Consider the following 18,429-nt stretch of genomic DNA (forward strand, 5'->3'; position numbering starts at 1 on the left):
TTGAGTAGTTTTGCCCTCCAAAGTTTATACAGATATGCTTTGGCTTAGTTAAATATATTTATGAAGATTATTATAGCAGGTGCAGGAGAGGTTGGCTTTCATTTGGCAAAATTATTGTCTTTTGAGTCACAAGATATTACCCTAATAGATACCTATAAAGAGAGTTTAGCGTATGCAGATAGTCACTTAGATATTCGTGTTTTAAGGGGTGATGCTACATCTATTGCGGTTTTAAAAGATGCACAGGTTGAAAAATCTGATCTTGTAATTGGAGTTACGTCATCAGAAACTACCAATTTAACACTTTGTATTTTAGCTAAGCAATTAGGTTGTAAGCGTACTATTGCGCGTATATCTAATACCGAATTTATAAAAAATAAAGAAGAGCTTAATTTTGAGAAATTAGGAGTAGATGAACTTATTTCTCCAGAGGAGCTCGCGGCAACAGAAATTCAGTTGTTATTAAACCAATCTGCTTTTAACGAAAGTTATGAGTTTGAGGATGGTGCGCTAATAATGATTGGTGTATCATTACCAAAATCGGCACCATTTGTTGGTAAAATGGTTAAAGAAGCTGCTCGTATTTTTCCTGAATTAAACTTTATGCCTATAGCAATACAGCGTGTAGGTACGCAGTACACCATTATACCAAGAGGTGATACTGAGTTTATGAAAGGAGATCAAGTATATTTTATAACCTCTAAAGAAGGTTTAGATGATTTATTGAAGCTTACCGGTAAAGAAAAGAAGCAAATTAAAAACGTGATGATTCACGGTGGTAGCAAGCTTGGCTATAAAGCTGCTCGTGATTTATGCGGAAAAAGGTTTAACGTTAAGCTTATAGAAAAAGATAAAGAAAGAGCAATGCAACTTGCAGACGATTTACCTAATGCTTTAGTAATTAATGCAGATGGGAGAATTGTTGAGGTTCTAGAGGAAGAAAACTTGGATGCTATGGACGCATTTATATCTGTTACTTCAAATTCAGAAACCAATATTATGTCTTGTTTGGTTGCCAAATCTAGAAACATTAAAAAAACAATTGCCTTGGTAGAAAATATGGATTATTTTCAGCTATCGCATACTATTGGTATTGATACGTTAATCAATAAAAAACTTTTAGCAGCCAATAATATATTTAAACATATTAGGCGTGGAGAAGTTGTGGCAATGACGCGTTTAAACAACCTTAATGCAGAAATTTTAGAGTTTGTCGTAAAAGACTGTTCTGCCGTTAATGGTAAAATTATTAAAGAGTTAGATTTTCCTAGATCAGCAACCATTGGTGGTGTTGTTAGAAAAGGCGAAGGTATAATTGCTCTTGGAGATTTTAAAATCTTAGAAGGAGATAGGGTAGTAGTATGTTGTTTACCAAGGTCTATTCCTAAAATTGAAAAGCTTTTCTTGTAAAATGACGCTTAACTACAAAATTATAATACACATAATGGGTTTGTTACTACTTTGTAACGGAGCATTTATGGGGTTGTCTGCGGGTATTAGTGCTATATATAAAGATGGTGCTACATTGGAAATTACAATGGCTGCTTTGGTTACCTTGGCTGCTGGTGCTATGGCAATGCTTGGTACTAGAGGTCACAAAAAAGAGGTAAAAAGAAAAGAAGGGTATTTAATTGTAACTTTTGGTTGGATAGTTATGTCGCTTTCAGGAGTTTTGCCATACCTTTTTACAGAATCTATACCTAGTTTTACCAATGCTTTTTTTGAAACTGTCTCTGGTTATACGACCACAGGAGCTACTATTTTAAATGATATAGAAGTTTTACCAGAAGGCATTCTGTTTTGGCGAAGCTTAACACACTGGATTGGTGGTATGGGTATTATTGTTTTAGCAATTGCAATTTTACCAATTTTAGGTATTGGTGGTATGCAGTTGTTTTCTGCAGAATCTCCTGGTCCAAGTGCAGATAAATTACACCCTCGTATTACAGATACGGCAAAAAGACTTTGGTATATTTATGTTGGTTATACAGTTGCAGAAACTATTTTATTGAAGTTGGCAGGAATGTCTTTTTTTGATGCTATAAACCACTCTTTAGCAACATTGTCTACAGGAGGTTTTTCTACTAAAAATGCAAGTTTAGCGTATTGGAATAACGATCCTTTGATACAATATATAGTTATTTTATTTATGTTTTTGGCGGGTAGTAACTTTGTGTTGAGTTACTTTGCTTTTAAGGGTAAAATACAAAAAATGTTAAAAGATGAAGAGTTTAAATTTTATACTGGCTTTGTAGTGTTTTTTACCTTAATAGCAGCCTTAACAGTATATTTAAAAGCAGATGTTCCTGTTTCAGATTATCACCCTATGGTATTAGGAGAAGCAGAAAGTGCTTTTAGACATACACTCTTTCAAATTATATCTGTAATAACTACAACAGGTTTTGTTACTGCAGACTTTACAAGCTGGACACCTTTTTTAACTGTTTTCTTTTTTGGATTAATGTTTTTAGGTGGTTGTGCTGGTTCTACATCTGGTGGTATAAAAGTAATGCGTCATTTACTTATTATTAAAAACGGATTATTAGAGTTTAAACGTACGTTACACGTTAACGCAATTATACCGGTACGTTATAATAATAAGATGGTGCCAGAAAAGATTGTCTACAATATTATAGCTTTTTTGGTTTTATATATGCTGCTATTTATACTAGGTGCTTTAGTGCTTAGTTTTCTTGGGTTAGATTTTGTTACTGCTATTGGTGGTGCAGCAACTTCTTTAGGTAATGTAGGTCCGGGTCTTGGTAGTCTAAATCCGTTAGCTAATTTTGATGGTTTACCTGCTTTAGGTAAATGGTGGACAGCCTTTTTGATGTTAGCAGGTAGGTTGGAGCTATTTACGGTACTTATTATTTTAACTCCGTATTTTTGGAAGAAGATATAAATGTGTCTAACAAGTTGTTTGTTTTAGTTTGAATTTTAGATTTAAAAAAAGAAGACCAACCTAATAAATATCCGCTTATACCTAATGCTTGTTTAGACCAGTTCCATAAATTAAATGTGTCTACGTGTTCAATTATTTTTCCGTCTAAAAAGGTAAAATTAGCTGTAATGTTATTTGTAACTTTTCTTTTTTTTGAACCGTAAGTGTACACGGCTTTCCAATGCACACTTCCTTTGTTTTTATTAGTTGTAATAGAGTTAAATGTTATTTGAGTTCCTCCGTTACTTCTGCTTAATAACATTTGCCACATTGCTTTTGCTCTATTGCCTTGTAATGTTCCAAAGGCAGGATCTGTAAATGTAATATCATCGTGATAGCAACTAAGCATACCCTTAATATCTGCATTAGAAAAGGAGGTGTAAAATTTCTGAATTAACTCTTTGTTTGTCATTTTTAATGAGTTTAGTATGTGGTTGTCATATCATCATCAACACAAATAATATAATCAGCAACATTTAAGCGCTCTTCTTTTAGCTTGGTAATATCTTCTTGATTTACAGTGCTAATAGTTACGTAGTTTAAATTACCGTTTTTGTTTTTTAAATACCATAAAATACCTTCGTAATTATTAGAGTGGTATGCACCATTGTAATGTATAAAGGTGGTATTGGGTTTGTAATTTTTTAAAATAAAATGAGCCATTGTAGCGTCTTTTATTGCTTGTGCCATAACTAGCTCTGGAGTACCATGATCTCCCATCATTTTTAAAATATTTTTATAAGTGGGTAATTCGCTATCAAAAATAATAGGTAAAGGTGCTATCCAGCTTTTTTCTAGTGTAGATAAAGAATCTAAACCAGAAAAGCCCTTCTTGTAGACCAAGTTGGCATATCGTCTTGGAATGTTAGTTGCAATAAAAGGTAGTTTGTTCTCTTTTGCGTAATTTACCAGAGGAGCATAGTCTGTTTTGTAATTAGGCCATAACCTAGCAACAGTGTCTAATGCTTTTGCATCTATAATATTATTTAGGTAATTGTTTACTTGTGTTTGGTTGTCTGCCTCTAGCATTTCTGCGCCTAATACAATTGTTTTGCTTTTATGTATGTCTTTAGTAACCTCAAGTTCTAACCAGTGAGCAATGGCGTTATTGTGTAGTTCTCCAAACAGAACAATATCTTTTTGACTTAGGTCTTTTAGCATTTTCTTGTAACCTACTTTTTTACCTTTAGCATTATAAATTACATATGCTGGTTTTTGGCTATAAATTGATAAGGAAAAAAGTAAGGCTATTGCAATTTGAAATATTTTCACAGTTGTAATTTTTTTTGAATTTTACTAAAATAAACATTATTAGTAGAGCATAGTAGTATTTAAAAATGCTATGTTCTTTTAAAAGTAACTATTTGCTACTATTTAATACATTAAAAATGCAAAAGCACTTAGTATTGTAATTGCTATGGGTATTACAATTACAAAATAAATAAAAGTAGCTAAAGAGCCCTTAAAGAAGCTTAAAAGCCAGCCTTGCTTATAAAATTTTTGTAGAGCAATACACAAATATATAAAGGTAGAAAGTATAATTAAAAATTGAACATAACCAGAGAAACTAGGCCACACAAAACTAATTAGTAATAAAATTATAAATGTGCTAAATAGATATGAAAAATAGTAAAAAGCAAACACCAAGTGGTATGCAAATGGCCCTTTACTGTAAAAAAGTAATTTTAGAATAAATGCGAATATTGGTAGTAGAAAAAACAATGCAATTGGTATAGTGTCATAAAACGAGTGTAAAATGCTTGCTAAACTACCGTTGTCTTTATAAAGTTTTAAGACTTGAGTGTATGCTTTTTTTGTAAAATAGCCTGCATCTTCTGTTTGGCCCATTTCTTTAGTTATTAAAGAGTCTGGTGCGTTAATATCAATTAAAGAATCTACTTTAGATTCGTTAAAACCAAAAGTCATAAAGTCATCACCTTTGTAATTTTGTCCTTTAATAATAGAATCTAACTTCGCTAATTCTTCATCTTTTAGGCCTGTTTTATCTTGGTTTTGCTTTAGTTTCTCTATAACAGTAGCAGCAGCTAAAGAATCGTTAGCGTTGTATGTTTTTATAGAATCTATAGTTTGTTTAAGTGTTTTTTCTGATTTTACACTTTCTCTAATTTGACGTTCTTGTTTACTTACCTTAAATGAAAAGAAAAAGAAAAATACGATTGACGAAAATAAGTACAGTTGTGCAGGGTGAAGATATAATAAGCGCTTGCCTTCTATAAATTTAGTAGGTAAATACCCAGGTTTTAAAAGCAAAGGAAAAAAACTTTTAAAGAAACGAGCGTCTACAGAAAAATAGTTTTTAATTGTGTTGCTAAATAAAACACCAACCGTTAATTTGTCGTTAGATTTTTGTCCGCAATGGGGACAAAACTCATAAGTTGCATCAAATTTGTTTTCACAATTTTTACAAGCAGTATTGGTGTTGGGCATTTATGCTGGTTTTACAGCTAAGATAATTATTTTATTTAAACAGAGAAATCGTAGTCTAAAGGGGTAGGAAATAGCTTAGTAAATTTTTTATGTGGCACCTTTTTTAAGCTCATTTTTTTATTTGTAAATGGATGAATAAAGTCAAGTGAATATGCGTGTAAATACAATCCTTTTCCTTTTATAATTTTATCTTCAAGTCCATACTGCGCATCTCCTAAAATAGGGTTTCCAATAGAGGATAAATGTACTCTAAGTTGGTGTTTTCTTCCTGTTTCTGGTTTTAATTTTACAAGATTTAGATAGCTAAATCTTTTTGAGGCTACACTTTTTATTACGTTGTATTTAGATAAGGCCTCTTTATTGTCTACTATGGTGCTAATAATTCCTTTTACGGGCATTTTTCCAATAGTAACTGCTAAGTAAGTTTTTGTGATCTTTTTATTTTCAAAAAGCTTATTAAGGGCTAATATGCTAGCTGAGGTTTTTCCAATTAATAGTAGTCCTGTTGTAGGATAATCTAGTCTGTGTGTTGGTCGTGGTTTTGTAGCGTCTGCTAGGGTACTTTTTACAATGTTTTGCTCTAGTGCGTTATCTATGGTTTTAAAAGAGTTGCCGCTAACTAATATTCCTGCAGGTTTATTTATTACGGCTAAATAATTGTCTTGGTAAATAACCTCTAACTCTAAATCTAGCTTTTTCTTATTCTGATTTTCTTTAGGCTTGTGATAGGTTATTTCTTCAGCTCCATTTATAAACGTAGCGGTAGTTGCTTTTTTTCCATCAATATAAACCAGCCCTTTTTTAACTGCTTTTTTTAATGCAGATTTTGTACTTATACCTATAAAAATACCTATGCCATATTCTTGAAACCGAATAGGTGTTTTTTGTAAAGTTGCTATGTGAGTTTCTGTAGAGATAATTTTACTTTTAAGAAAAGTAAATGTATAAAAAAAGGTCTTATTGCAAATGCTAATAAGACCTTTTGTATAGTTTTGTTATGCTTATTTATAAGACAGCTTTAATTCTGCTTACAGCTTCTCTTAATTCTTTTTCTGATGCAGCATAAGAAATACGTATGCAATTAGGATTTCCAAATGCTTCACCTGTAACAGTTGCAACATTTGCATTTTCTAATAAATACATAGATAAGTCTGATGCATTGTTTATGGCAGTACCATTTAATGTTTTACCAAAAAATGCAGAGATATCAGGAAAAACATAAAAAGCACCTTCTGGTACATTTAATTTAAAACCTTCTATTTCGCCTAAAAGCTCTAAAACAAGATCTCTTCTTTTATGAAACTCATCAATCATAAATTGTATTTTGCTAACAGGAGCTTCTAACGCAGCAATAGTTGCACGTTGAGCAATTGCATTAGCACCACTTGTATTTTGACCTTGAAATTTAGTACACGCTTTAGCAATAGATTCTGGAGCGCCAATAAAACCAATACGCCACCCGGTCATTGCAAATGCCTTAGAAACACCGTTTACTGTTATAGTACGGTCATACATACCATCTATACCAGCAATACTAACGTGTCCGCCTCTAAAGTTTATGTGTTCATAAATTTCATCAGAAACCACATAAATATTAGGGTGTTTTTTTAATACTTCTGCTAAGCCCTCTAGCTCTTCTTTGCTGTATACAGATCCGCTTGGATTACAAGGAGAGCTAAACCACATCATTTTAGTGTTAGGGGTAATAGCAGCTTCTAATTGAGCGGGAGTCATTTTAAAATCTGTATCAATACTAGTAGCAACTTCTACAGGAGTTCCTTCTGCTAGTTTTACAATATCACTATAGCTAACCCAGTAAGGTGCAGGTAAAATTACTTCGTCACCCTTATTTAACATACACATTGCAATGTTAGCTAAAGACTGTTTAGCACCAGTGCTAACTACTATTTGGTTAAGACCGTATGTTAAATTGTTGTCTCTTTTAAATTTGTTTGCAATAGCTTGTTTTAAATCTGCATAACCATCTACAGGAGAATAACTGCTGTAGTTATCATCTATAGCTTGTTTTGCTGCATCTTTAATAAAATCTGGAATATTAAAATCTGGTTCTCCTAAACTTAAACCAATAATATCTTTACCAGCGTTACGTAATTCTCTTGCTTTTGCTGCCATTGCTAATGTGGCAGATGTAGACATATTTGTGATTCTGTCAGATAAATGATTGCTCATACTTTTTTTGTTTTTACTAGTACTGTAAAGCTGGTTTTTTTCCAAGCTCTTTTAAATGTTTAAAGTGCGAAATTATAGCTTTTCTAGTAGTTTTGTATTCATTATAAGGCAAATTAAATTCATTTGCCGTTTGTTTCACAATTTTAGAGATATTTGTGTAATGAATGTGACTAATATTTGGAAAAATATGATGTTCAACCTGATGATTTAATCCACCTGTAAACCAATTTACAACCTTATTTTTAGTTCCAAAATTTACAGTAGTAAACAATTGGTGTATAGCCCAAGTGTTTTTCATTGTACCTGTTTCGTCTGGCAATGGTGTTTCTGCATCATGAACAACATGTGCTAATTGAAATACGACACTCAAAATAACACCAGCAACATAGTGCATAATAAAAAATCCAATAAGTACTTGCCACCAAGCAACATTAGCAAAAAGTAATGGTAAAACAATCCAAATTGTAATGTACAATAATTTTGTAATTACAAGTGTACTCCAGTTACCTACTTTACTTGGTTTTTTACCATAAGACAAATTACGCTTCATGTAACGATACATCTGTTGAAAATCTGTAGTAATAGCCCAGTTAAAGGTTAATAAACCGTATAGAAATACAGAGTAAAAATGCTGAAATTTATGGTGTTTTCTCCATTCTGCATGTTTAGAAAAACGCAAAATTCTTCCGGCTTCTAAATCTTCATCATGTTCATGGATGTTTGTGTAAGTGTGGTGTAATACATTATGTTGTACCTGCCAGTTGTAAACATTACCAGCTAAAATGTAGATACTACCACCCATTATTTTGTTTACCCATTTGTTGTTAGAGTATGCGCCATGGTTACCATCGTGCATAACGTTCATGCCAACACCAGCCATACCAACTCCCATAACAATGGTTAATAGTAAATTAGCCCAAATTGGTAGCCCAAGGGTTAATATTAAAAAGTAAGGCGCTAAAAATAGCGTAAACATTACTATTGTTTTAATGTGTAGTTTCCAGTTTCCTGTTTTTTTAATCTCGTTTTCTTTAAAGTATGTATTAACACGTTTGTTCAAAGTTTTAAAAAATTGAGCTGAATCTTTACGTGAAAACCTTATTGATTTATTCTCCATAATTATTAAATTCTTAATTCTGTTTTCCTCTGTAATTGTTTTATTGAGGAATATATTTTATTTAGTAGATTTTTTTTATGTATTGATTATTATGATCTATTTGTCGTTAATAGTCATAAAAACTAAGTAAAGATAATGCAAAAGTACTTTTTATAATATGATAATTATCTTAAAATAAGAAATTTTTATGATTATGGAATTGCTTACTTTTGCCAAAACTTAGATTAAATTTATGAAGGCAGATATTATTTTTAAGTATTTTCCAGACTTAACAGAACAACAAAAACAGCACTTTATAAAGCTTGAAGCGTTGTATGCAGATTGGAACCAAAAAATTAATGTGGTTTCTAGGAAAGATATAGACGAAATATATCTACGCCATGTGCTGCATTCTACAGGGATTGCTAAATTTCAGCAGTTTTTACCTGGAACAACTGTTTTAGATGTTGGTACAGGTGGAGGTTTTCCTGGTATACCTTTGGCCATTCTTTTTCCTGAAACTCAATTTACTTTAGTTGATGCAATTGGCAAAAAAATAAAAGTAGTACAACAAGTTGTAGATGGTTTAGGATTAACTAATGTTACTGCTAAACATATGCGTGTAGAAGATCTTGATACTCAGTTTGATTTTATAGTGAGTAGGGCAGTAGCTGCAATGCCTACTTTTGTCCGTTGGATAAAGGGGCGTATAAAAAAAGATTCTTTACACGAACGCCGTAACGGTATTTTGTACCTTAAAGGGGGTGATTTGTCAGAGGAGTTAAAAGATTATAAAACTACTGAGATTTACAATCTTTCTGATTATTTCTCTGAGGACTTTTTTGAAACCAAAAAAGTAGTTTACTTGCCTTTAAAGTACAAGGGGTAACTTAGATACTAAGCATTCTGTTAAAAGAATACTTACAATTTTTAGCATAATTCTTCATATAACTATATATGTTGGTTATGCTAATTTTTTTTCTCTGTTTTTCTGTGTGTGTGGTAACGCTCTCTTTCATAGCCTGTCTATTTTTTAATCAAATTTACAATAAGTAAACTGTCTGTTTACATTTACTTAACGTTAAATTTACATTAAAATTGTTTAAAAAGCAATTTTTCAATAGATGTGACTTCTTATTAAACATAAAAAAGCCAAAACTAATAGATAAATATCTATCGTTTTGGCTTTAAATTTGTTTTTAAAAAGATCTTATCCTAAAAACGGATACCTGTAATCTGTTGGTGTAACAAATGTTTCTTTAATTAATCTTGGAGAAACCCAACGTAATAAGTTTTGTGCAGAACCAGCTTTATCGTTAGTTCCAGATGATCTGGCACCACCAAATGGTTGCTGACCAACAACTGCTCCTGTTGGTTTATCGTTAATGTAGAAATTACCAGCACAGTTTTGTAATGCTTTTGTAGCTTCTTCTATTGCGTAACGATCTGTAGATAAAACAGCGCCAGTTAATGCGTACTCAGATGTACCATCTACTAACTGTAGTGTTTCTTTCCAATCTTTGTCATCATATACATAAATAGTAACTACTGGGCCAAAAAGCTCAGTTTCCATAGTTGTGTATTTAGGATCTGTTGTAACAATAACTGTAGGCTCTATAAAGTAACCTTTAGATTTGTCATAATTACCACCAGCAAAAATTTCAGCATTTTCATCAGCTTTAGCTCCATCTATATATTTTGCTAACTTATCAAAAGAACCTTCATGAATTACAGCAGTAACAAAGTTGCTCATATCTTCAGGAGAACCTGGTTTGTTAATGGTAGCTAAATCTCTTTTTACTAAGTCTAAAGTTTCTTGAGCTTTAGATTTTGGTAAGTATACTCTAGATGCAGCACTACATTTTTGTCCTTGGAACTCAAAAGCACCACGTACAATAGCTGTAGCAACTTGTGCAGGGTTAGCTGTTTTGTGTGCTAAAATAAAATCTTTACCACCAGTTTCACCAACTATTTTAGGGTATGTTTTGTAATTGTGTATGTTGTTACCTATTTGTTTCCAAAGTTCTTTAAAAACATAAGTAGAACCTGTAAAGTGTAAACCAGCAAAGTCAGGACTAGCTAAAGCAGTTTCTGTAATCATAACTGGATCACCGTAAACAACGTTAATAACGCCATCTGGTACGCCTGCTTCTTTAAACACATCAATAATTACTTTTGCAGAAAATACTTGACTATCACTAGGCTTCCATAAAACAACATTACCCATCATAGCTGCACTAGCAGGTAAGTTACCGGCAATAGCAGTAAAGTTAAATGGTGTAATTGCATATACAAAACCTTCTAATGGACGGTATTCTACACGGTTCCAGATACCTTCTGCAGAATCTGGTTGCTCAGCATAAATCTGAGACATATACTCTACGTTAAAACGTAAAAAATCTATTAGTTCGCAAGCAGCGTCAATTTCTGCTTGGTGTATAGTTTTAGATTGTGCCATCATTGTGGCAGCGTTTATTTTAGCTCTATAAGGACCTGCAATTAATTCTGCAGCCTTCAAGAAAATAGCGGCACGTTGCTCCCAAGCAAGGTTAGCCCAAGCCTCTCTGGATTCTAAAGCGTTATCTATTGCTTTAGTTACGTGTTCTTTTTCTGCTAAATGGTACTGACCAACAATGTGTTTGTGATCGTGTGGAGGAGACATTGGTTTTGTGTTACCAGTCTTTATCTCTTCTGCTCCAATATACAAAGGAACATCTACAGTACTGTTGTAATAAGCCTTGTATTGCTCTAATACAGCTTCGCGCTCTGGTGATCCCGGAGCATAGCTTTTTATTGGTTCGTTAAAAGCGGTTGGAACTTCAAAAAATCCTTTACCCATTGTGCTACGTTTTATAAATTATAATAATTGTAACAAATGTAGTAAAATCCTATTCGTTATTAAAACAATTAGAATGTTAGAAAAAAGGTTTTTTTAGTTTAATGCAAATGGAGCACTAAATTTAAAACTAGGAATGTAAACTCTAAACTTTTTGCCGTCTGTAAAGCTAACCATATTGTAATGTCCGCGCATAGCTCCAATAGGAGATGTTAATAAGCAACCAGAGTTGTATGTATGAGATTGCCCTGGGTTTAAAACCGGTTTTTTGCCAACAACTCCTTCACCATCCATAATCTCTAAATCGTTTAGAGAATCATAAATTTCCCAATGTCTAGATGTTAACTGTACAGATTCCTTGCTTAAATTTTCTATGGTTACGGTGTAGCCAAATGCGTAATGCATTTTGTAATTTTTAAAAAAAGTACCTTCAAAGTTGGTGGTAACTGATATTTTTATGCCTTTAGTAACTTGTGTAGTCATACGTTTTAACTTTAAAAAAATAATACTCAATTTAGTATTATGTTAAAAAAAAGAATGTCTCATTACAGAGTAATGCCTCTCCTTATTTTAAAGTAGAAATGTGCTAAGTTGCTATGAGCGTGACACATTAGCTACATACAAATATAAAAAGGAAAATTTAAACTAACTTAATAGTCATTCATATATTCGCTGAACGAACATTTTTTCGGTAAACCGTTAATTATGGCTGTTCATTGATCTGACTTTGGTTATTTTAGTTGGTAATATTTCTAGAATTTCCATTTCCAACACCTATAACGCTATCATATTGATCTCCAAAATTTCTGTAATAAACCAAAACAAGATAATTGTTTTCTGTAAAATGAAAGTTGCCTCCAATTGCATTGTATTTTAATTCGTCTTTATCCGTCTTTAGTACATATTTGTAATTGTAAAACCCTTGTTTTAGCATTATGCTAGTTTCTAGGTATCCAGTATCTTCATTATATGTCATTTTGTTTTCATCTGTAATGGCGTAGTTGTTAAACTTGCCAAAAACATAAACATCATTTAAGCCAATAACATCTGTATAAGGTAGTTTAAAGTGCACATTAGTGTACTCAGACTCTCTAGACGCGTCTTCTCCTTGTTGTGTTGTTACCACAAAATCACCATTAATATCCGGGTAATAGGTGTAGGGTTCATTGGCTCTTAAAATATCTGCATACATATAGTGGTTATATAATTCTTTCATTTGTACTCTTGCAATTGCAGTGCTAGTAGCTCTTAAATCTTTAGTGGTAAAGTTTAAAAACTCATTACCTCCAAAAAAATTACTTTCCTTATCGTATTTGTATAAAAGTTCTTTGCCAATAGTGTATTGTGGTTTTAAATTTGTTATTGCAGAGGGCCAATAGTAATTTTGTAAAATGGTTACTTTAACTTCGTTTTTAGGGTTGATAAGTTGAAAATTACCTGCGTTAATTGCAATCTGTACGGCCTGTTTTTGATTTAAAAACTCAAAGTCTCTTGTTCTTTTAATACTAACACCAACCGAAACAGCATCTTTATAAATAACAAAGCGTCTAGAGAACTGAAGCTCATTGTAATTGTTATAAATTTCTAACATATAGTTGCCGCTTACCTTTAGGCTTAAATTATTGTTAGGTATTTGTAAACGATAGTTAGAGTATGCTTGTAGTGTATTATAACTGTTTTCGTAATTTGTAATTCTAAGGTTGTCAAATCCACTCAGGTACTGTGACTTAGAAAGGCTAGATGGTGTCCAGTCGTAATTATAATATGTAATTTTGTAATAGTAATCTTCTTCAGAAGCAGTTATATCATCAAACTCTAAAGTTAGTGGGTCGCCTAATTGTGCAACAGGAAATTGATCCTCAGTTGTACCTTTAAATATGATAGATTTTATGTTTTTAGGAGCATCTTTTTCAGTGGCATTTTGTCCAAAAATTGAAAAATAAGATAAAAGCAAAGAAAATAATAATGTGTACTGTTTCATTTATGTTGTAATTGTATTACAAAGATAAGCAAAAGTTGTGCCTAAAAATTAAGAGCTAATAATCCAATATTATTTATTTAGAATTAATATAAATAAATACATCTTAACTGATTTTGCAAGGAAGTTTGCGGTTAAAACTTTAAATTCGCAGCAAATTTTGTTAACCTAAGGTCTGCAATAATATGTCTAAAGACATTCGAATAAAAAAAGGCTTAAATATCAACCTAGTCGGTGCCGCTGATCAAACTACTTCTAAAGCGGTTTTAAGCAATGTTTATGCAATAAATCTTAACGATTTTCACGGGATAATGCCAAAGATGTTGGTAAAAGAAGGAGCAACTGTAAAAGCAGGTGAACCTATTTTTTACAACAAAGATGTAGAAGAAATGAAGTTCGTTTCTCCTGTATCTGGTGAGCTTGTTGAAATAGTAAGAGGAGCAAGAAGAAGAATATTAACGCTGAAAATACGCGCTAATAAAACTGGTGAAGTAGTAGAACACAGTACGCTAAACTTAGCAAGCGCATCTGCAGAAGACGTAAAGTCGCAGTTGTTATTGTCTGGTTGTTGGCCTTTTGTAAAACAAAGACCGTATGATGTTGTTGCAAATCCTAATGTAGCCCCTAAAGCTGTATTTATATCAGGATACACAACAGCGCCATTAGCAGCCAATTTAGATTATGTGTTACAAGGCAAGGAAAAAGAATTGCAAGCAGCTGTTACAGCGTTGGCAACTTTAACAACTGGTCAAGTACACGTATCTGTAGGTAGTAGTAACTCTCCATTGTCTGGTTTGTCTGGTGTTACAGAACATAAGGTTGCTGGTCCACATCCTGCAGGTTTAGTTGGTACACAAATAAACAAGATAGATCCTATTAATAAAGGAGAAATGGTTTGGACTGTTAATGCACAAGATCTAGTTATTATAGGTGAGTTGTTGTTAACAGGTAAGTTTAACGCGCAAAGAACAATAGCACTAGCTGGTTCTGCTGTTAAAGCTCCAAAATATTACACAACTACTATTGGTGCAGAAATATCTACTTTCTTATATGCTAGCGGAGTTTCTATAGAAAACTTTAGGGTTATTAATGGTGATGTGTTAACAGGTTCTAAAACTAGCCCAGAAGGTTATTTAGGATTTTATAACAATACAGTAACTGTTATTCCTGAAGGAGATGATTATGAGTTATTTGGTTGGAATAAACCAGTTTTTAACAAAATATCGTCTACTAGAGCAATGACTTTCTCTTGGTTAAACCCTAAGAAAAAATACGATTTAAATACCAATACTAACGGAGAACATAGAGCATTTGTAGTAACTGGTGCTTATGAAAAAGTTTTTCCATTAGATATTTATCCAATGCAACTGCTAAAAGCTTGTATGATAAAGGATTTAGATGAAATGGAACAGCTTGGATTGTATGAGGTTGCGCCTGAAGATTTTGCTTTAACAGAGTTTATCTGTATATCTAAACAACCGCATCAGCAAATAATTAGAGAAGGGTTGGACTTATTACAAAAAGAAATAGGATAAAAGATGGGTCTTAAAAATACATTACACAATTTAAAGGAAAAGTATAAAGGCAAAAAAATGGCACCTGCATTTAATGCAATCCATACGTTTTTGTACTTGCCTAATGAAACTACGCACTCTGGGTCTCACGTAAGAGCAGCAGATGATTTAAAGCGTACAATGAATACGGTAATAATGGCATTGGTTCCAGTTTTAATATTTGGAATGTTTAATGCTGGTTACCAACATTATTCTGCAATTAATGGTTTTCCTGCAGATTTCTCTTTACTAAACGATTTCCTTACTTGGGATAACTTTTTAGTAGGTATTACAACAGTATTACCGCTAGTAATTGTTTCTTATGTAATTGGTTTAGCAGTAGAATTTGTTTTTGCAGTTATAAAAGGTCATGAGGTAGAAGAAGGTTACTTGGTAACTGGTATGTTAGTACCATTGATTGTACCAATAGATACACCATTATGGATGCTAGCAATTGCAGTTATTTTTGGTGTTGTAATAGGTAAAGAAGTTTTTGGTGGTACAGGGATGAATATCTTAAACCCAGCATTAACTATTAGAGCATTTTTGTTTTTTGCTTATCCTACTTGGATGAGTGGAGATAAAGTTTGGGTGCACGAGGCTGTTGAAAGAGCTGGTACTGCAGATGCAATTTCTGGAGAAACTATATTAGGACAGTTAGCTCAAAATACAGATGCATCATATTCAATTTCAGATATGTTCTTTGGTTTTATACCAGGTTCTGTTGGTGAAACCTCTACATTCTTAATTCTATTAGGTGGGTTGTTTTTAATTTTTACAAAAATAGCTAGCTGGAGAATTATGTTGAGTGCTGTAGTAGGTGCTTTAACAATGGGCTTAATTTTTAACGGAGTTGTTAGTGCAGATTGGATTAGCGAAGGAAGCAAATTCTACGGATTAATGAGCTTTGAGTTTTGGCAACATTTACTTGTTGGTGGTTTAGCTTTTGGTATTGTTTATATGGCTACAGATCCTGTTACGGGTTCGCAAACAAATAAAGGTAAATGGTATTACGGTTTCTTTATTGGGTTTATCTCTGTTTTAATTAGAGTATTTAACCCTGCGTATCCAGAAGGTGTGTTCTTAGCAATATTATTAATGAACGTTTTTGCACCAACTATAGATCATTACGTAGTTCAAGGTAACGTTAAAAGACGTTTAAAAAGATCAAAAAAAGCTACAGCTTAACAGCGTAAAAAGAATAGATATGGCAATTAATACAGATAAAAATAGTTACACCGTCATTTTTGCAGCCATTATGGTTGTGGTTGTGGGTTCTATCTTAGCATTTACTGCATCTAGTTTAAGTGGTAAAATTAAGATGAATGAGAAGTTCGAGAAGCAACAGAACATCTTATATGCAATGGGTGTAGATGAAAATGTAGATGAAGGAAGTATAAACTTTATATCTACTGATAAAGTAGAAGTTGAGTTTAAAAAATATATTAAAGAGCAATTGGTTATAGTAGACGGTAAGGCTACTCCAAATGATGAAGCTTATTTGATAGATTTAAAAAAGCAAGAGACAGCTGCTAAAAACGGTGAACCAAGAAAATTACCTTTATTTATTGGAGAAAAAGATGGTGTAAAATCTTATATTATACCAATGAGAGGTAAAGGTCTTTGGGATGCTATTTGGGGCTTTGTTGCTGTAGGCGATGATTTAAAAGTACAAGGTGTATTTTTTGATCATAAAGGAGAAACACCTGGTCTAGGAGCAAATATTAAGCAACGTTATTTTATGGACGATTTTAAAGGAGAGTCTATTTTAAACAACGGTGCATTTGTTGGTATTAGTGTTGCAAAAGGTAACAATGACCCAATAAATAAAAGAAAAGATGATAATAAAGTTGATGCTTTAGCAGGTGCAACCATTACAGGTAATGGTGTAACGGCTATGATTAAAGAAAGCGTAAAACTTTATCAGGGATATTTAGAAACTATAGCTAAAAAATAAGAAATGGGATTACTTTCTAAAAAAGATGCAAATCTAATATTAGATCCATTAGCAGATAACAACCCAATTACTATACAGGTATTAGGTATATGTTCTGCATTGGCAATTACAGCAGAGTTAAAGGCGTCAATAGTAATGGCGGTTTCAGTAATGTTTGTATTAGGAATAGGTAACGTTGTTATCTCTTTAATGAGAAATATTATACCTTCTAAAATTAGAATTATTGTGCAATTGGTAGTAGTAGCTGCCTTAGTAATTATAGTAGATCAAGTGCTTAAGGCATTTGCATATGAACTTAGTAAAACTCTTTCTGTATTTGTTGGGTTAATTATTACAAACTGTATTATCATGGGACGTTTTGAGGCCTTTGCTTTAGCAAACGGACCTTGGAGGTCTTTCCTAGATGGTATTGGTAACTCTTTTGGTTACGGTTTAATATTAATCATTGTTGGTTTCTTTAGAGAGCTTTTAGGTTCTGGTACTTTATTAGGATTTAAAGTATTAGGAGATCCTATTGGTAGTCCAGAAACGGGACCTACGGGTCTATATGCATTTGGATATGAGAACAACGGATTTATGTTATTGTCTCCAATGGCATTAATAGTGGTTGGTATTATTATCTGGGTACAACGCTCAAGAAATAAAGCATTAATAGAAGAAAACTAGAATTAGTTATATAAAAAATACAATGTTATGTTAGAACATGTAGAATTATTTTTTAAATCCATATTTATAGATAATATGGTATTTGCTACCTTTTTAGGAATGTGTTCCTATTTGGCAGTATCTAAAAAAGTATCCACAGCCGTTGGTCTTGGTGCTGCAGTAATATTTGTACTTGCAGTAACTGTACCTATGAACTGGTTGTTAGATCAGTACTTATTAAGAGATGGAGCTTTAGCTTGGTTAGGGCCAGAGTATGCAGATTATAACTTAAGCTTTTTATCATTTATACTATTTATTGCAACTATTGCAACTATGGTACAATTGGTAGAGATAGTAGTAGAAAAGTTTTCGCCGTCATTATATAACTCTTTAGGTATATTTTTACCTTTAATTGCTGTAAACTGTGCCATTTTAGGTGGTTCTTTATTTATGCAATCTAGAGATATACAAACGTTAGGTTTGGCTTTTAACTATGGTGTAAGTTCTGGTATAGGTTGGTTTTTAGCTATTTTAGCAATTGCTGCTATTCGTGAAAAGATTAGATATTCTAATGTTCCTGCTCCATTAAGAGGTTTGGGTATTACGTTTATCATCACAGGTCTTATGGCTATTGGTTTTATGAGCTTTGGTGGTATGTTAACTGGTGGTGATGATGCTCCTAAAAAAGAAGTAAAAGAAACTGCACAGAAAGCACAAGACAAGGAAGTTAAAAATGAAATTGATGAAAATTCGGTTTCTTACAATAACGCTTTAAATAAATAAGA

17 protein-coding genes are annotated in these 18,429 nt (G+C 32.6%); 8 read left to right on the forward strand and 9 right to left on the reverse strand.

The genetic code is table 11. The features are described from left to right. The first annotated feature begins 60 nt into the window (after window positions 1–60). Together trkA and AX016_RS07525 are read left to right on the forward strand one after the other, a co-directional pair. Entirely contained in the window at window positions 61–1,410 is a 1,350-nt protein-coding gene (gene trkA, locus AX016_RS07520) for a Trk system potassium transporter TrkA (RefSeq protein ID WP_100895025.1), read from the forward strand. Between the two features lies 1 nt (window position 1,411). Continuing rightward, window positions 1,412–2,902: a TrkH family potassium uptake protein gene (locus tag AX016_RS07525; protein WP_100895026.1), complete on the forward strand. Its 1,491-nt coding sequence runs from the start codon at window positions 1,412–1,414 to the stop codon at window positions 2,900–2,902. Here the strand turns inward: AX016_RS07525 and AX016_RS07530 are convergent. From AX016_RS07530 to AX016_RS07555, 6 genes are all read right to left on the reverse strand, one after another. Further along, window positions 2,868–3,353: a nuclear transport factor 2 family protein gene (locus AX016_RS07530; RefSeq protein ID WP_100895027.1), complete on the reverse strand. Its 486-nt coding sequence runs from the start codon at window positions 3,351–3,353 to the stop codon at window positions 2,868–2,870. The genes AX016_RS07525 and AX016_RS07530 overlap by 35 nt on opposite strands. An 11-nt stretch (window positions 3,354–3,364) precedes the next feature. Further along, window positions 3,365–4,213, reverse strand: coding sequence for a ChaN family lipoprotein (locus tag AX016_RS07535; protein WP_100895028.1), 849 nt, complete (start codon window positions 4,211–4,213; stop codon window positions 3,365–3,367). Between the two features lie 102 nt (window positions 4,214–4,315). Then, window positions 4,316–5,389: a DUF3667 domain-containing protein gene (locus AX016_RS07540; RefSeq protein ID WP_100895029.1), complete on the reverse strand. Its 1,074-nt coding sequence runs from the start codon at window positions 5,387–5,389 to the stop codon at window positions 4,316–4,318. 35 nt (window positions 5,390–5,424) lie between these two features. Further along, complete coding sequence (locus AX016_RS07545) at window positions 5,425–6,363, reverse strand: RluA family pseudouridine synthase (RefSeq protein ID WP_330400386.1); 939 nt, start codon at window positions 6,361–6,363, stop codon at window positions 5,425–5,427. Window positions 6,364–6,394: 31 nt separating this feature from the next. After that, window positions 6,395–7,579, reverse strand: a complete 1,185-nt coding sequence (locus tag AX016_RS07550; protein WP_100896821.1) for a pyridoxal phosphate-dependent aminotransferase — start codon at window positions 7,577–7,579, stop codon at window positions 6,395–6,397. 16 nt (window positions 7,580–7,595) lie between these two features. Next, window positions 7,596–8,696, reverse strand: a complete 1,101-nt coding sequence (locus AX016_RS07555; protein WP_100895031.1) for a fatty acid desaturase family protein — start codon at window positions 8,694–8,696, stop codon at window positions 7,596–7,598. Between the two features lie 232 nt (window positions 8,697–8,928). On the opposite strand from AX016_RS07555, the gene rsmG reads away from it, so the two are divergent. Beyond that, window positions 8,929–9,564, forward strand: coding sequence for a 16S rRNA (guanine(527)-N(7))-methyltransferase RsmG (rsmG, locus tag AX016_RS07560; protein ID WP_100895032.1), 636 nt, complete (start codon window positions 8,929–8,931; stop codon window positions 9,562–9,564). Between the two features lie 321 nt (window positions 9,565–9,885). Here rsmG and pruA read toward each other — a convergent pair whose 3' ends face one another. The 3 genes from pruA to AX016_RS07575 form a co-directional block, all read right to left on the reverse strand. Next, window positions 9,886–11,514, reverse strand: coding sequence for an L-glutamate gamma-semialdehyde dehydrogenase (gene pruA, locus AX016_RS07565; RefSeq protein WP_100895033.1), 1,629 nt, complete (start codon window positions 11,512–11,514; stop codon window positions 9,886–9,888). Between the two features lie 93 nt (window positions 11,515–11,607). Then, complete coding sequence (gene apaG / locus AX016_RS07570) at window positions 11,608–11,994, reverse strand: Co2+/Mg2+ efflux protein ApaG (RefSeq protein WP_100895034.1); 387 nt, start codon at window positions 11,992–11,994, stop codon at window positions 11,608–11,610. Between the two features lie 253 nt (window positions 11,995–12,247). Next, window positions 12,248–13,492 (reverse strand): type IX secretion system plug protein, encoded by a 1,245-nt coding sequence (locus AX016_RS07575; RefSeq protein ID WP_100895035.1) that lies wholly within the window; start codon window positions 13,490–13,492, stop codon window positions 12,248–12,250. 182 nt (window positions 13,493–13,674) lie between these two features. Between AX016_RS07575 and AX016_RS07580 the strand changes: the two genes are divergently transcribed. The 5 genes from AX016_RS07580 to nqrE are packed head-to-tail and all read left to right on the forward strand — an operon-like array spanning window position 13,675 to window position 18,427. Then, window positions 13,675–15,024, forward strand: a complete 1,350-nt coding sequence (locus AX016_RS07580) for a Na(+)-translocating NADH-quinone reductase subunit A (protein ID WP_100895036.1) — start codon at window positions 13,675–13,677, stop codon at window positions 15,022–15,024. A gap of 3 nt (window positions 15,025–15,027) precedes the next feature. Beyond that, on the forward strand, window positions 15,028–16,230 hold the full coding sequence (locus AX016_RS07585) for an NADH:ubiquinone reductase (Na(+)-transporting) subunit B (protein WP_100895037.1): 1,203 nt from the start codon (window positions 15,028–15,030) through the stop codon (window positions 16,228–16,230). A 19-nt stretch (window positions 16,231–16,249) separates the two neighbouring features. Beyond that, window positions 16,250–16,999, forward strand: a complete 750-nt coding sequence (locus AX016_RS07590) for a Na(+)-translocating NADH-quinone reductase subunit C (protein ID WP_100895038.1) — start codon at window positions 16,250–16,252, stop codon at window positions 16,997–16,999. Between the two features lie 3 nt (window positions 17,000–17,002). Beyond that, window positions 17,003–17,665: an NADH:ubiquinone reductase (Na(+)-transporting) subunit D gene (locus tag AX016_RS07595; RefSeq protein ID WP_100895039.1), complete on the forward strand. Its 663-nt coding sequence runs from the start codon at window positions 17,003–17,005 to the stop codon at window positions 17,663–17,665. A 27-nt stretch (window positions 17,666–17,692) separates the two neighbouring features. Beyond that, window positions 17,693–18,427, forward strand: coding sequence for an NADH:ubiquinone reductase (Na(+)-transporting) subunit E (nqrE, locus tag AX016_RS07600; RefSeq protein WP_100895040.1), 735 nt, complete (start codon window positions 17,693–17,695; stop codon window positions 18,425–18,427). The last annotated feature ends 2 nt before the right edge of the window (window positions 18,428–18,429 follow it).

This window comes from Cellulophaga sp. RHA19 (genome assembly GCF_002813425.1).
Classification (GTDB): domain Bacteria; phylum Bacteroidota; class Bacteroidia; order Flavobacteriales; family Flavobacteriaceae; genus Cellulophaga.